This window comes from Microbacterium sp. OVT16B, assembly GCF_019969705.1.
In the GTDB taxonomy this organism is placed as follows: Bacteria; Actinomycetota; Actinomycetes; order Actinomycetales; family Microbacteriaceae; genus Microbacterium; species Microbacterium natoriense.
The window spans coordinates 1292040-1305906 of record NZ_JAHXZA010000001.1 but is presented as its reverse complement, the minus strand read 5'-3'; the positions used below and the strand labels follow the sequence as shown (position 1 = coordinate 1305906).

Annotated in this window: 17 protein-coding genes; 10 read left to right on the top strand and 7 right to left on the bottom strand. The window is 70.3% G+C overall.

Translation table 11 applies throughout. The features are described 5' to 3' along the window. The first annotated feature begins 95 nt into the window (after positions 1-95). Genes LC438_RS06150 through LC438_RS06140 form a run of 3 tightly spaced genes read left to right on the top strand, consistent with a single transcriptional unit; the run spans position 96 to position 3379 of the window. The gene (locus tag LC438_RS06150; RefSeq protein ID WP_105672313.1) at positions 96-1388 is read left to right on the top strand and encodes an O-acetylhomoserine aminocarboxypropyltransferase/cysteine synthase family protein; all 1293 of its coding nucleotides are present in this window, start codon (positions 96-98) and stop codon (positions 1386-1388) included. Positions 1389-1416: 28 nt separating this feature from the next. Next, a complete protein-coding gene (locus LC438_RS06145) occupies positions 1417-2427 on the top strand; it encodes a Gfo/Idh/MocA family protein (protein ID WP_105672314.1) in 1011 nt (336 codons plus the stop codon). Beyond that, a complete protein-coding gene (locus LC438_RS06140) occupies positions 2420-3379 on the top strand; it encodes an NYN domain-containing protein (RefSeq protein ID WP_105672315.1) in 960 nt (319 codons plus the stop codon). The genes LC438_RS06145 and LC438_RS06140 overlap by 8 nt, the downstream gene beginning before the upstream one ends. Before the next feature lie 13 nt (positions 3380-3392). Here LC438_RS06140 and LC438_RS06135 read toward each other — a convergent pair whose 3' ends face one another. After that, complete coding sequence (locus LC438_RS06135) at positions 3393-4532, bottom strand: Gfo/Idh/MocA family protein (protein ID WP_105672316.1); 1140 nt, start codon at positions 4530-4532, stop codon at positions 3393-3395. After that, complete coding sequence (locus LC438_RS06130) at positions 4532-5338, bottom strand: sugar phosphate isomerase/epimerase (RefSeq protein ID WP_105672317.1); 807 nt, start codon at positions 5336-5338, stop codon at positions 4532-4534. The genes LC438_RS06135 and LC438_RS06130 overlap by 1 nt, the downstream gene beginning before the upstream one ends. Before the next feature lie 112 nt (positions 5339-5450). Between LC438_RS06130 and LC438_RS06125 the strand changes: the two genes are divergently transcribed. The 3 genes from LC438_RS06125 to LC438_RS06115 are packed head-to-tail and all read left to right on the top strand — an operon-like array spanning position 5451 to position 7663. After that, positions 5451-6077: a TetR/AcrR family transcriptional regulator gene (locus LC438_RS06125; protein ID WP_105672318.1), complete on the top strand. Its 627-nt coding sequence runs from the start codon at positions 5451-5453 to the stop codon at positions 6075-6077. 9 nt (positions 6078-6086) lie between these two features. After that, positions 6087-6707: a DUF4166 domain-containing protein gene (locus LC438_RS06120; protein ID WP_105672319.1), complete on the top strand. Its 621-nt coding sequence runs from the start codon at positions 6087-6089 to the stop codon at positions 6705-6707. After that, a complete protein-coding gene (locus tag LC438_RS06115; protein WP_105672320.1) occupies positions 6704-7663 on the top strand; it encodes an epimerase in 960 nt (319 codons plus the stop codon). Before LC438_RS06120 ends, LC438_RS06115 begins: the two co-directional genes overlap by 4 nt. Here LC438_RS06115 and LC438_RS06110 read toward each other — a convergent pair. From LC438_RS06110 to LC438_RS06100, 3 genes are all read right to left on the bottom strand, one after another. Continuing rightward, positions 7660-8034 (bottom strand): PLDc N-terminal domain-containing protein, encoded by a 375-nt coding sequence (locus LC438_RS06110; RefSeq protein WP_105672321.1) that lies wholly within the window; start codon positions 8032-8034, stop codon positions 7660-7662. The two genes, LC438_RS06115 and LC438_RS06110, sit on opposite strands and share 4 nt — an antisense overlap. Before the next feature lie 44 nt (positions 8035-8078). Further along, positions 8079-9008 (bottom strand): aldo/keto reductase family oxidoreductase, encoded by a 930-nt coding sequence (locus tag LC438_RS06105; RefSeq protein ID WP_105672322.1) that lies wholly within the window; start codon positions 9006-9008, stop codon positions 8079-8081. Positions 9009-9105: 97 nt separating this feature from the next. After that, on the bottom strand, positions 9106-9357 hold the full coding sequence (locus LC438_RS06100) for a hypothetical protein (protein WP_146114242.1): 252 nt from the start codon (positions 9355-9357) through the stop codon (positions 9106-9108). A gap of 93 nt (positions 9358-9450) precedes the next feature. Here LC438_RS06100 and LC438_RS06095 point away from each other — a divergent pair, with 93 nt between their 5' ends. From LC438_RS06095 to LC438_RS06085, 3 genes are read left to right on the top strand one after another with little or no spacing between them, the layout of a single operon-like run. Then, positions 9451-9834 (top strand): helix-turn-helix domain-containing protein, encoded by a 384-nt coding sequence (locus LC438_RS06095; protein ID WP_223586105.1) that lies wholly within the window; start codon positions 9451-9453, stop codon positions 9832-9834. An 8-nt stretch (positions 9835-9842) separates the two neighbouring features. Continuing rightward, the gene (locus LC438_RS06090) at positions 9843-10226 is read left to right on the top strand and encodes an ImmA/IrrE family metallo-endopeptidase (protein WP_105672324.1); all 384 of its coding nucleotides are present in this window, start codon (positions 9843-9845) and stop codon (positions 10224-10226) included. Positions 10227-10260: 34 nt separating this feature from the next. Then, positions 10261-10863 (top strand): GNAT family N-acetyltransferase, encoded by a 603-nt coding sequence (locus tag LC438_RS06085; protein WP_105672325.1) that lies wholly within the window; start codon positions 10261-10263, stop codon positions 10861-10863. 10 nt (positions 10864-10873) lie between these two features. On the opposite strand, the gene LC438_RS06080 is transcribed toward LC438_RS06085, so the two are convergent. Beyond that, positions 10874-11077: a hypothetical protein gene (locus tag LC438_RS06080; RefSeq protein WP_181155782.1), complete on the bottom strand. Its 204-nt coding sequence runs from the start codon at positions 11075-11077 to the stop codon at positions 10874-10876. Positions 11078-11130: 53 nt separating this feature from the next. Further along, on the bottom strand, positions 11131-12135 hold the full coding sequence (locus tag LC438_RS06075) for a hypothetical protein (protein ID WP_105672326.1): 1005 nt from the start codon (positions 12133-12135) through the stop codon (positions 11131-11133). 23 nt (positions 12136-12158) lie between these two features. Between LC438_RS06075 and pgi the strand changes: the two genes are divergently transcribed. Further along, the gene (pgi, locus tag LC438_RS06070) at positions 12159-13838 is read left to right on the top strand and encodes a glucose-6-phosphate isomerase (RefSeq protein ID WP_105672327.1); all 1680 of its coding nucleotides are present in this window, start codon (positions 12159-12161) and stop codon (positions 13836-13838) included. Positions 13839-13867: the final 29 nt, after the last annotated feature.

Sequence of the window (13867 nt, the reverse complement as noted above, 5' to 3'; positions counted from 1 at the left end):
GCTCCACCGCGCCACGGCGGCGATTCGGAGGTTCACGCGGTGCAACAGTTCGACACACGCCGAAGCACGGACCGCTCGCTCATCACAATGGTCTGATGAGCGAGTTCGCGACCCGGCAGATCCAGGCCGGCTACGTCCCAGGGACACCCCAGAACAGCGCCGTGCCGCCGATCTACCAGACGGCCGCGTACCAGTTCTCCTCGCTCGCGGATGCTGCGGACCTGTTCGCGCTGCGCACCACGGGCAACCTCTACAGCCGCAACGCCAGCCCGACCCAGCAGGTTCTGGAGGAGCGCGTCGCGGCGCTCGAGGGCGGCGCCTCCGCGGTCGCCGTCGCCTCCGGTCAGGCCGCCGTCGCGGTGACCCTGCTCGCGCTCGTCGGCGTGCGCGGCCACATCGTCGCCGCGAACCAGCTCTACGGCGGCACCGTCGACCTGTTCCAGGACACGTTCGAGGACTTCGGCATCGGGGTGACCTTCGTCGATCAGGACGACCCTGACGCCTGGCGGGCCGCGATCCGTCCGGAGACCCGCGCCCTGTTCGCCGAGTCCGTCGCGAACCCGGTCGCTCAGGTGCTCGACATCGGACTCGTCGCCGACATCGCGCACGAGGCCGGGGTGCCGCTCGTGATCGACAACACCGTGGGGACGCCGTACCTGGTGCGCCCCGGCGAGCACGGCGCCGACTTCGTCGTGCACTCGGCCACCAAGTTCCTCTCCGGGCACGGCACCTCCCTCGGCGGGGTCGTCGTCGACCAGGGCACGTTCGACTTCGGAGCGGAGCCCGACCGCTGGCCGCAGTTCACCGCCCCGTACAAGCGCTTCGGCGAGCTCGTGCTGTGGGAGCGGTTCGGCATCGGGCAGGCGTTCGCGGCGCTGGTGAAGTCGAAGTACGTGCACGACCTCGGCCCGTCCCTCTCGCCGTTCAACGCCTGGCAGATCCTGCAGGGCATCGAGACCCTCGACCTGCGCGTGTCGCGGCAGAGCGCCACCGCCCTCGCCGTCGCCCGCTTCCTCGCCGAGCACCCCTCGGTGTCCAGGGTCAACCACCCCGGTCTCGAGGGCAATCCCTGGCACGGGCTCACGCAGCGCTACCTGCCGGACGGCGTGCCGTCGGTGTTCTCCTTCGACCTGGCCGGCCCTGCGGACGAGGGCGCCCAGGAGCGCGTCGGCCGGGTGATCGACGCCCTGCGGGTGGTCCGTCTCGTCGCGAACATCGGCGATGCGCGCAGCCTGGTGGCGCACCCCGCGTCGATGACGCACTCGCACCTGAACGCCGAGCAGCGCGAGGCGGCGGGCATCTCGCTCACCACCATCCGACTGTCCGCCGGCCTCGAGGATCCCCGCGACCTCATCGCCGACCTGGATCAGGCGCTCGCGAAGGCCTGACCGCGCCCCTACCCTCTACGCTGAGACCATGACTGGTCTTCGTTGGGGAATCCTCGCGACCGGCGGCATCGCCGGCGCGTTCGCATCCGATCTGCGCAGCGCAGGGCTCGATCTGGTGGCTGTCGGCTCACGCTCGCAGGAGTCCGCCGACGCCTTCGCCGCCGCGCACGGCATCGCCCCCGAGCACACCCACCCCACCTACGAGGCGCTCGTCGCCGACCCCGACGTCGACATCGTGTACGTCTCGACGCCGCACCCGATGCACCACGACAACGCGCGACTCGCGCTCGAGGCCGGCAAGCACGTCCTCGTCGAGAAGGCGTTCACGGTCAACCGGGCGGAGGCCGAGTCCCTGCAGCGCCTCGGCGCCGAGCGCGGCCTGCTCGTGATGGAGGCCATGTGGACGCGCTACCTCCCGCAGATGGTGCGGATGCGCGAGCTCATCGCCTCTGGCGCCCTGGGCGAGATCCGCACGGTGTCGGCCTCGCACACCCAGCTCCTCCCCTCCGACCCCGCGCACCGCCTCAACGCGCTGGAACTCGGCGGCGGCGCTCTGCTCGACCTCGGCATCTACCCGATCTCGTTCATCTGGGACGTGCTGGGCGCCCCGACCAGCATCCAGGCCGCGGGCCGTCTCGTCGAGACCGGCGCCGACGCCGAGGTCGCCACGGTCATGGTCCACGAGGGCGGCGCCGTCTCGACGAGCTTCTCCTCGTCGAGAGCGGCCGGGTCGAACACGGCGTCGATCCTCGGCACCAGGGCGCGCATCGAGATCCAGCCGGCGTGGTCGTCGGCATCCACCCTCCGCCTCATCGCCCCCGACGGCACCGTCCTCGAGGAGATCGGCGGCCCACCGGCTCCGGATGCGCCCCGCGGCATGGAGCACGAGGCCCACGCCGCCGAGCGCCTCGTGCGCGACGGGCTCCTCGACGGAGACATCCTGCCGATCGCCGAGACCGTGGCGATCATGGGCACGCTCGACGAGATCCGCGCTCAGATCGGCGTGACCTACCCCACAGAGGAGTCGCACAATGGCTGAGGCATCGGAGGCCCGCGTCGCGGTCTACCTCGACTTCGACAACATCGTCATCTCCTGGTACGACCGGGTGCACGGGCGCAACGCCTACGGCAAAGACCGCCAGCGCATCACCGAGCGCCCAGACGACCCCGAGGTGACCGAGCGACTGCGCGCCGCGATGATCGACGTCGGCGCCATCATCGACTACGCCGCGTCGTTCGGCACCCTCGTCCTCACGCGCGCTTACGCCGACTGGTCGTCGCCGGTGAACGCCGAGTACCGCACGCAGCTCGTGGCCCGCGCCGTCGACCTGGTGCAGCTCTTCCCCGCCGCGGCGTACGCGAAGAACGGCGCCGACATCCGCCTCGCCGTGGATGCCGTCGAGGACATGTTCCGCCTCCCCGACCTCACCCACGCCGTGATCGTCGCCGGCGACAGCGACTACGTGCCCCTCGCCCAGCGCTGCAAGCGGCTGGGGCGCTACGTGATCGGCGTCGGCGTCGCCGGATCGACCGCGAAGTCCCTCGCGGCCGCGTGCGACGAGTTCGAGTCGTACGACTCGCTGCCTGGCGTGGTCAGGCCGACGCGGATCGCCGCTCCTGCCCCCGCGCCCGAGACCGTCGATCAGGTTGAGCCCGCCGCCAAGGCCAAGGCGGCGCCCAAGGCCAAGGCCTCCCGCTCGAAGGCCGCATCGACGGCGGATGCGCCCGCTCCCGCGAAGCTCGACGAGCAGGGCGAGGCGACCGCGCTGCTGCAGCGCGCGCTGCGTCTGGGCCACGACAAGGCGGATGCCGACGAGTGGCTGCACAGCTCGGCGGTGAAGACCCACATGCGGCGCATGGACCCGTCCTTCAGCGAGAAGGCCCTGGGTTATCGCTCGTTCTCCGACTTCCTCAAGTCGCGCGATGACATCGCCGAGCTCGAGGAGACCGGTCACGAGCGCCTGGTCAGGCTCCGCGAACCCGCGGCCTGACCAGGCGCCCGCCTCAGAACGTCCTGGCGTACGGGTCGAACGACGCGTCCAGCGCCCCGACCTCGTCGAGAGTGCTCTCCACGGCGACGAAGGAGCGCGAGGCCGCGGCCTCCTCGATCGACAGCAGCGTGTCGAGCACGTGGTAGCCGAACTCGCCGGTCGCGACGTGCGGACGGCCGTCGCGCACCGAGCGCACCATGTCGAGCAGTCCGATGCCGCGGCCGGAGAGCACGCCCTCCTGCTCGACGTCGACGATCTCCTGCTGGATGGGCTCCGGCGGGATGAACATCCGCGTGAGCGGGCGGGTGATCGAGATCGCACCGCCGAAGGTGTTCGGATCGGGGATCACGAGGGTCCCCTCCGTGCCGGTGATCTCGACGATGCCCTGACGGAGCATCGGGGAGTCGGTGCTGTACAGGCTCTGCGCCTGACCGCCGCGCTCGAAGTCCATCAGCACGCTCAGCGTCGAGGGCACCTCGACGGGGAACTCCTGTCCGGCCAGAGGCCCCTGCTGCACGCGCCGCGTCTCTGCACCTTTCAGCCCGAGTGCGGCCACGGTCGCGACCGGGCCGAACACGTGCACGAGGGTGGAGACGTAGTACGGTCCCATGTCCAGCAGCGGACCGCCGCCCTTGGCGTACAGGAAAGCGGGGTCGGGGTGGAAGATCTCCGGACCCTGCCACTGGAAGGTGGTCTGCGCGAAGAGCGGACGGCCGATGTCGCCGCGGGCGATCAGACGCTTGGCGGTCTGCACTCCGGGGCCGAGCACGGTGTCGGGCGCCGCGCCGACGCGGAGGCCGGCGGCATCCGCCTTCTCCAGCAGTCCGCGCGCCTCCTCGCGACTCACTCCGAGCGGCTTCTCGGTCCACACGTGCTTGCCCGCCGCGATGATCGCCTCGGAGACCTCGACGTGCACGGCCGGGATCGTGAGATTCACGACGATGTCGATCTCGGGGTCGTCGAGCACGACATCGACGCCCCCGGAGCGTGGCACTCCGTATTTCGCCGCCTGTGCAGCGGCGCGCTCGACGATCACGTCTCCGATGGCGAGCACCCGCACGTCGGGAAAGGTGGTGAGGTTGCTGAGGTACTGGTCGCTGATGTTGCCGGCGCCGATGATGCCGACACCCACCGTCGTGCTGTCGGCGGCCATCAGGCGGCCACGTTCTCGTCGAGGTAGATGCGGCTGCGCTCGACGGCGTCGAGGAGGTCGCCCTCGTAGTGGTCGAACTCGACGATCGCGAGCTCGAGCGCCGGTGCGGCCGCGATCGCCGCGACGAGCGGCACGGCGCCGTCTCCTGCGGGGACCTGGTCGGCGGGCGGGTACGCGTTCACGAGCTCCGGATCGAGCGTGCCGTCCTTGGCGTGCACGGCGACGACACGGCTGCCGAGGCGCTGCAGCAGCGCGACGGGATCGACGCCGCCTCGGGCGACCCAGTACAGGTCGACCTCGAGCACGACGCGCTCGTCGAGGAGCCCGGCGAGGACTTCGAGACCGGTGACGCCGTCGAAGACCGCTTCCAGCTCGTGGGCGTGGTTGTGGTATCCGACTCGGATGCCGGATGCGGCGCCGATCTCGGCGGCCGCGTTGAGCAGGCGCGCGGTCTCCGCGATCTGCTCGACCGATTCCCAGCGGGCGGGCTCGGTGTAGGGGTCGATGACGGTGCCCATGCCGAGCGTCTTCGCCGCCGCGAACACCTCGGCGGGGGTCGGCACGGGGACGCTGGTGCCGCTGCCGTCGGGGTTGACGAAGGACTCCGAGGCGAGGAAGGCGTGACCGCTGGGTGCGACCAGGCCGGCGGCGGCGAGGGCCGCGGCGAGCGGCTCGGCGCGGTGCACGAAGTCGTAGGGCTCGACGGCGACGAATCCGCGGGCGGCGACGGCGGCGAGCGTGCCGTCGAGATCGGCGTCGAGCTCGTTCTTGAGCGTGAACAGCTGGATGGATGTCTGAACCGTCATCGGTGGTGCTCCTTCGTGGTCTTCGGTGACGCGCGGGCCGGTGCCGCCCTGTGCACAGGAGGCTATCACCGAAAACCTCCAAGCGGAAGTTTTAGTTCGATAGACTCGCGTCATGTCCGGACAGAACGAGCGACCACGCCAGCGGGGGGCCTACGCCAAGGGCGTCGCTCGCCGCCAGGAGATCCTGGACAGGGCGATCGAGGTGTTCGCGGCGAGAGGCGCCGACCGCACGAGCCTGCGCGCGATCGCCAAGGAGGTCGGCGTCACGCACGCCGCCCTCACCCACTACTTCGGCTCTCTGGAAGAGCTCCTCGTCGCGGTCTACCTCGCCAGCGGCGATGAGGACGACGAGCACCAGCCCATCCCCGACGACATGACGCCGGTCGAGCTCATGATCGAGTCGGCCCGCACCAACCGCGAGGTGCCGGGGCTCGTGCAGCTGTACTCCTCGCTCATCGCCACCGCCCTGGAAGAGGGGCACCCCGCCGCACGGGAGTTCGCGACCACCCGCTTCGCCCGGCTGCGCGACGAGCTCTCCGAGCGCGTACGGCTGCAGCAGGAGTCGGGTCTCATCCGCGACGACGTGCCGCCGGACGCGGTCGCCGCTCTCGTCATCGCGGCATCCGACGGCCTGCAGACGCAGTGGCTGCTCGACGACAGCGCCCCGCAGCACGACGCCCTCGCCGCGCTCGAGCTGATGCTCCGCTCCCCGGCACGACCTCCCGCACGAGGTCGGTAGGCTCGGAGCGTGACGCCGGTTCCGCAGTCCCCGTATGCCAGGGCGCTCGGCGACCGCATCGAGGAGCTGCATCCGCGCCTCCGCGAGTACTTCCGCGGCGTCCCCGACGGCCATGTCGGGGTCGGCGAAGGGGTCTTCCAGCGCGTCGGCACTCCGCGGCGCTGGCTGTGGCCGCTGCTGCGCACACTGGAGCGCCGCGGCGTCGTGGCCGCCCGGTGGGAGCGCGACGTGCCGTTCCGGGTCGAGAACGTGACCGTGGCCTCGCGGGCGATCGGCATGCGCCGGTTCGACTTCCCCACCGGCGCCTGGACCATGCGCGATGCCGTCGTCCTCTCCCGCCACGGCCGCGTGGTCGATGAGCTCGGCGAACCGGGCGTCGTCGTCGCGTGCTTCGACGTGGACGTGCGAGACGGCGCCCTCCGTCTCACGAGCCGCGCGGTCGGCGTCCGCCTCGGTCGTCTGCGGCTCCGCGCGCCGCGCGCGCTCTCCCCCGTCGTGCGCTTGACCGAGAGGTTCGACGACGAGGTCGGACGCCAGCGCATCGCCCTCACCGTCGATGCGCCGTTCATCGGACGCGTGTACGAGTACCGCGGGGACTTCGACTATCGCATCGAGGAGGCACAGGGATGAGCACGGGTCACGTCGTGATCGGCGGTTCCACCGGATTCATGGGCGGGTATCTGCAGCAGCGGCTGCGCGAGGCCGGGCGAGAGGTCATCACGATCTCCCGCTCGCACGCCGACCTCCGCTGGGGCGACCAGGCGGGCATCGACCGCGCCGTCGACGGCGCCGCTCTCGTCATCGGCCTCGCGGGCAAGAGCGTGAACTGCCGCTACACCCCGGAGAACCGGGCGGAGATCTTCCGGTCGCGCCTGGACACCACCTCCTCCCTCGCCACAGCCATCGCTCGGGCCGACTCCCCGCCGCCGCTGTGGGTGAACTCCTCGACCGCGACGATCTACCGCCACGCCGAAGACCGTCCGATGACGGAGTCCACGGGTGAGATCGGCACGGGCTTCTCCGTCGAGGTCGCCACGGCGTGGGAGAAGGCCCTGTTCGCGCAGGACCTCCCGTCGACACGCAGGGTGGCCCTCCGCAGCGCGATCGTGCTGGGCGACGGCGGAGTCCTCGGCCCGCTCCGCACCCTGGCGAAACTGGGCCTCGGTGGCCCCCAGTACGACGGCCGCTGGCCCGTGAGCAGAGCGCGGCGCGCGGCCGGCACCGGCCACTTCCCCGGGGCGAAGCGCGGACGGCAACGGTTCAGCTGGGTGCACGTCGAAGACATCGCCCGCATCATCGACTTCCTCGAGCAGACCCCGTCGCTCGACGGCCCGGTCAACGCGGCGTCGCCGAACCCCGTCGACAACGTCGGCTTCATGGCGGCGGTCCGGGCCGTGCTCGGGGCGCGCATCGGGCCGCCGATGCCGCGATGGATGCTCGAGCTCGGAGCCATCGGCATCCGCACCGAGACGGAGCTCGTGCTGAAGAGCCGCTGGGTGCTGCCCGAGAAGCTCACCGCCGCGGGCTTCGAGTTCCGCTATCCGCTTCTCGACGAGGCGCTGCGGGAGTCCTTCGCGCGGGCTTAGCCCTCGGCCGCAGGCGGCTGGTCGCGCTTGCGCTTCTCGAGCTCCTCGCGGAGCCGCCACTCCTCGATCTCACGGTCGAGGTCGGCGATCTGCTGCTCTGTGGTCCGCAGGTCGGCGGGCGGAGCCGGCGGAGCGGGCGCCGTGCGGGTCGTCGGAGCGGCGCGGCGCATCTGCGGGATCCGGATGCCGCCGTCGCCGTACTCCCTGCCGAGCGCGAACCAGAGCAGGCCGCCGATCAGCGGCAGGAGGATGACGAGGATGATCCACACCATCTTCGGGAGGTACTTCACCTGCGAGTCCTCGCGCGTGATGATGTCGATCAGCGCGCCGACCATCAGCGCGATGACGAGGAGCGAGAACAGGAACGGCATGATCTCAGGGTAGACGACGCCCGCCGGATCAGGGCAGCACCGGATCAGGGCAGAAGGTGCCCGGCCGCCCGGAACAGCTCGTACCACTCGGCCCTGGTCAGCTCCACGTCGGCTCCGGCCGCGGCATCCCGCACCCGCCCGGGCGTCGTGGTGCCCAGCACCACCTGCATCTTCGCCGGGTGGCGGGTGATCCACGCCGTCGCGATCGCGATCGGGGCGACGCCGTAGGAGGCCGCGAGCCGGTCGATCACCGCGTTGAGGTCGGCGTACTCGGGGTTGCCGAGGAACACCCCGGTGAAGAAGCCGCCCTGGAACGGCGACCAGGCCTGGATCGTGATGCCGTTGACGCGGCAGTAGTCGACGATCCCGCCGCCGTCGCGGACGACGCTCTGCTCCTCACCCGCCATGTTGGCGGCGATCGGCTGGGCGATGATCGGGGCGTGGGTGATCGACAGCTGCAGCTGGTTCGCGACGAGGGGCTGACGAACGGCGGTGCGCAGCAGGTCGATCTGCCGGGGCGTGTGATTCGAGACGCCGAAGGCGCGGACCTTGCCCGCGGACTCCAGCTCGTCGAAGGCGCGAGCGACCTCGTCGGGCTCGACGAGGGCGTCGGGGCGATGCAGGAGCAGCACGTCGATGTACTCGGTCTGAAGGGCCCGCAGCGAGCCCTCCACCTGGCCGATGATGTGCTCGTAGGAGAAATCGAACATCCCTCGATCGGGGACGATGCCGCACTTGGTCTGCAGCACGATCTCCTCGCGCTCCGCCCGGCTGAGCTGCAGCGCTCCGGCGAACCGCTCCTCACAGAAGTGCATCCGCCCGCCGTAGATGTCGGCGTGGTCGAAGAAGTCGATCCCCGAGGCCCTGGCCGTGTCGTAGAGCGCGCGGATCTGCGCATCATCCTTGTCGTCGATGCGCATCATGCCGGCGATGACGGCGGGGGCGGCGGCGGAGCCGAAGGGCACAGTCTTCATGCGTGCAACGCTACCCTCATGCGCGCAGCGCTACCGGGCGGAATGGTGAGGGAGCGCGCGCTCATCCTCACGCTGAGCGGCCGTGCGCCGCAGATCATCAGCGCTGATGATCACTCGCTCGCGAGACGTCGCCGCTCGACTGCGGGAACAGGCTCGCGATCGGGATGCCGAGCGCGACGGCGATGTCTGCGAGGTCGGTGACGGTGAAATCGGTGCGCAGCGCGAGCTTGTCACGCAGGTCGTCACGGTCGAGGCTCGCCCGCGCGGCCAGCCATCGCTCCGTGTGCCCGGAGGCGGCGAGCGCGGACCTGACGGCGTCAGCCACCTTTCGTCGCACTTCTGTCGTCACCTGACGACACTATCGCCCCGACTGTGAGCGATCAAGCGTTCAGCAACCAGAATGACGGCATCTTGGCTTCACCCCGGTGCTATCGTGACACGGGTGAAGACACAGGGCGAGCAGTTCAACGCGGCCGTGGGTCGCCAGCTGCGGGCCGAGATCGCCGCCGGCGGCAGCAGCATCGCCGCGATGGCGCGCGAGGTCGGCATCGCGAGAAGCGGACTCGACAACTACGTCACCGGCAAGCGCTCCATCCCGATCCCCGTGCTCTACGGCGTCTGCGTCGCCCTCGACGTCGAGCCGCACGTCGTCCTCGCCCGCGCAGAGGAGCGGCTCCGCGCCGACGACGCCCGGCGAGCGGGCGCCGGAACGGTCACGCCCATCCGCCGCCGCTCCGATGTCCCCGGTCGACGCGAAGATGATGCTGAGGTCGCCTTCGAATCGCACCTCACCCACGACGGCGACACGGACGACCTCTACCAGTAGGAGAGCGCATGGACCAGCTCCTTCCCCTCATCGAGGAGCATGGCCTGCGCATCGTCGAGAGGCCCGGAGGAACCCCGGGCGGTTTCGACCCGTGGTCGCGCACGATCCGCCTCGCTCCCGGCATGAGCGAGCGCATGAAGAGGAGCGTGCTCGCGCACGAGCTGGCGCACGCCGTCCTCGGACACCTTCCGACGACGAGGGCGTCGCTCCGCGACCGACAGGAGCGTCGAGCCGACGAATGGGCGGCTCAGCTGCTGATCACGCCCGCCTCGTACGCCGAGGCGGAGGCGACCCGCGGCCCCCACGCGCCCAGCATCGCCTTCGAGCTGGGGGTCACCGTCGAACTGGTCTTCGGGTTCCAGCGTCTGCTCCAGCGGGCCCGTGCGGCGTGACGCCGCATCGTCGCCGCGCTGGTTGAATGGCCGCATGGCATTCCGCACCGCTCCGCTCCCCGTCACCCTCACCGGACGCCTCGTCGAACTGCGCCCGCTCGACCGCTCGCACCACGACGGCCTCCTCGACGCCCTGCAGGAGGGCGACCTGTGGCAGACCGCCTGGTACACGTCCGTGCCGTCCCCCGACGGCCTCGCCGCGGAGATCGACCGCCGTCTCGGTCTGATCGAGTCGGGTGAGATGGTGCCGTTCACCGCGTTCGACGCGTCCGGCCGGGTGCTCGGCCTCACCTCGCTGTACGACCTGGTCGCCGATGTGCCCCGTGTGCACATCGGCTACACGTGGAATCGTCCTTCGGCGCATGGCACCGGCACGAACGCCGAATCGAAGCTGCTCCTGATGCAGCACGCGTTCGAGACGCTCGGCGCGTTCCGCGTCGGACTGACGACCCAGTGGGTGAACTTCCAGTCGCGCGCCGCCATAGAGCGACTCGGCGCCAAGCAGGACGGCGTGATGCGGGCGATGAGCCGCTACCGCAACGGCGCCCTGCGCGACAGCGTCGAGTACTCCGTCATCGAGCCGGAGTGGCCCGCCGTCAAGGCGAACCTCGAGGCGCGTCTCGCGAAGAGGCGCTGAGGCGCGGGGGCTACTCCGCGGCCTTGCCTGACCAGTTGTTCGAGCGGCGAGTGGCCGAGCCGCCCTGGCGCATCATGAACGCGAGAGACAGGCTCACGATCAGCAGGCCCGCGATGAACACGATCATCTGGAAGTCCTCGAGCGACTGTGCGAGACCCATCAGATAGATGCCTCCGAGGAAGAGAATCATGAAGAAGATGAAGCTGAGGATCACGGGGTCTCCTGTCGTAGCGGCCGTCTACCAGGATACCTCCGCCCGTTCGCTGCTCAGACCGCGCGCGAGAACGTGATGACCTCGTCCCGCCGGGACTTCGCCACGACGAGACCCGCGAGCTCCAACCTGCGGAAGACGCGTCGAGGCAGCACCGGCAGCTCGGAGGTGCGCCCGGGAGGCGCCTTGGCCAAGCCGGCGAACAGCGACAGGTCGACGCCAGGACCGCGCACCTCGATGCGCGCGTAGTCGCTGCGGCAGCGCCAGCGCAGGTGCTCCAGCTCGGAGAAGCGCACGACGGATGCCGAATCGCCGAGCCGGATGCGGATCTCGTCGTTCCCGAACGCCACCGTGCACTCCTTCGTGCGCTTCCTGAGCGTCGCGGTGAGCACGAGGTAGGCGGGGAGTCCGAGCACCAGCCCCATGAGGACGATCGCCAGACGGGGCGGGAAGCGCATCACGACGTCGCTGAATGAGATGAGCAGGGCGATGCCGATGAGGCCGACGAAGACCGTGATCCCGATGATCGACAGGGTCAGCTCGCGCATCCGCATCTCGATCGCCGGGAACCGCACGAACGAGCCGTCGCCGCGCTCATCGCGCTCCCACTCCGGAGGGACGCGCACCGGAGTCTTCTTGCGCTCGCGCCGGGTGAGGGCATCGGTCACCCTGCCCAGAAGACCCAGCACGATCCACCCCGTCGCGGGGATCGCCGCCATCCAGAGCACGAGGAGCACGCCCTTCACCGGGTCGGGGAGCGGGTCGAGCAGGCGCGACCCGTACTCCGTGACGACGAGCATGGTCGCCACCAGGACGACCGCGACGGCGAGGTGCAGCACGAGCCCGTTGCGCCGCATCCCGAAGGTCGCGTTGACGAACGCGAGGCCGAAGCACCACCCGCCGACGATCATGAGGAGGAACTGCGGGAGGTCGATGTCCTGCGTCCCCAGCGTCAGCGCGGTCGCGGCCGCGAGCAATGCCGTCCCCCAGAGCACCGGGTTGAACAGCATCCGCCGCCACAGCGGCACGACGATCCGTGCCGGTGCCGTCGTCTCGCTCATCTCCGCAATCCTAGGATGTACCCATGACCGCTCCCGTTGACCCGACCCGCACGTCCGCCTGGTCCGAGCTCACCGCGCTCCGCGGCGGGTTCGTCCCCGACCTTCGCGGCTGGTTCGCCGCCGACCCCGCGCGCGCGGAGCGCTTCTCGCTCCCCCTCGCCGATCTGCACGTCGACCTGTCGAAGAACCTCGTCACCGACGACGTGCTCGCAGCGCTCCTCCGCCTCGCGGAGGAGACCGGGGTCGCCGAGCGCTACGCCGCCATGCTCTCGGGGTCGCACCTCAACACCACCGAGGACCGCGCCGTGCTGCACACGGCGCTGCGCCGCCCCGCGAACGCCTCTCCGGCCCTCGTCGTCGACGGGCAGGATGTGGATGCCGATGTGCAGGAGGTGCTCGGCGCGCTCTCGGCGTTCGCCGACCGCGTCCGCTCCGGCGACTGGCGCGGCATCACCGGCAAGAGGGTGACGCACGTCGTGAACATCGGCATCGGCGGCTCCGACCTCGGCCCCGTCATGGTCTACGAGGCGCTCAAGCCCTACGCGGATGCCGGCATCCAGGCCCGTTTCGTGTCGAACATCGACCCGACCGACCTCGCGCAGAAGACGTCGGACCTCGACCCCGAGACGACGCTGTTCATCGTCGCGTCGAAGACTTTCACGACCCTGGAGACGCTCACCAACGCCCGGCTCGCCCGCGACTGGCTGTGGGCCGGTCTCACGGCATCCGGTGCGATCGACGGCGGCGAGCAGTCCCGCACCGATGCCGTCGCGCACCACTTCGTCGCGGTCTCCACCGCGCTCGACAAGGTCGCGGCCTTCGGGATCGACCCGACGAACGCCTTCGGCTTCTGGGACTGGGTGGGCGGCCGCTACTCGGTCGACTCCGCCATCGGCCTGTCGCTCGCGATCGCCCTCGGACCCGACACGTTCCGCGACCTGCTCGCGGGCTTCCACGCCGTCGACGAGCACGTGCGCACCACTCCACTGGAGCGCAACGTCCCGGTCCTGATGGGGCTCCTGAACGTCTGGTACGTGAACTTCTTCGACGCGCAGTCGCATGCGGTGCTCCCCTACGCGCAGCAGCTCAGCCGCTTCCCCGCGTACCTGCAGCAGCTCACCATGGAGTCCAACGGCAAGTCGGTGCGCTGGGACGGCACGCCCGTCACCACCGACACCGGAGAGGTCTTCTGGGGCGAGCCAGGGACGAACGGCCAGCACGCGTTCTACCAGCTGATCCACCAGGGCACCCGGCTGATCCCCGCCGACTTCATCGCCTTCGTGAACCCGGCCTACCCGCTCACCGACGGCGGGCAGGACGTGCACGCGCTGTTCCTGGCGAACTTCCTCGCGCAGACCAAGGCGCTCGCGTTCGGCAAGACGGCCGCCGAGGTCGAGGCCGAGGGCACCACGGGGGCTCTCGTCGCCGCCCGCACCTTCGCCGGGAACCGCCCGACGACGTCGATCTTCGCGCCGGCGCTCACCCCGCAGGTGCTCGGCCAGCTCATCGCGCTCTACGAGCACATCACGTTCACGCAGGGCACGATCTGGGGCATCAACTCGTTCGACCAGTGGGGCGTCGAGCTCGGCAAGCAGCTCGCCATGCAGATCGCCCCGGCGATCGAGGGCGACGCGGATGCCGTCGCGGCACAGGACCCGTCGACGAAGGCGCTGCTGGAGTACTACGCCGAGCACCGGAGCTAGCTCCCCGCCGCGGCGCGGAGGACCGGTCA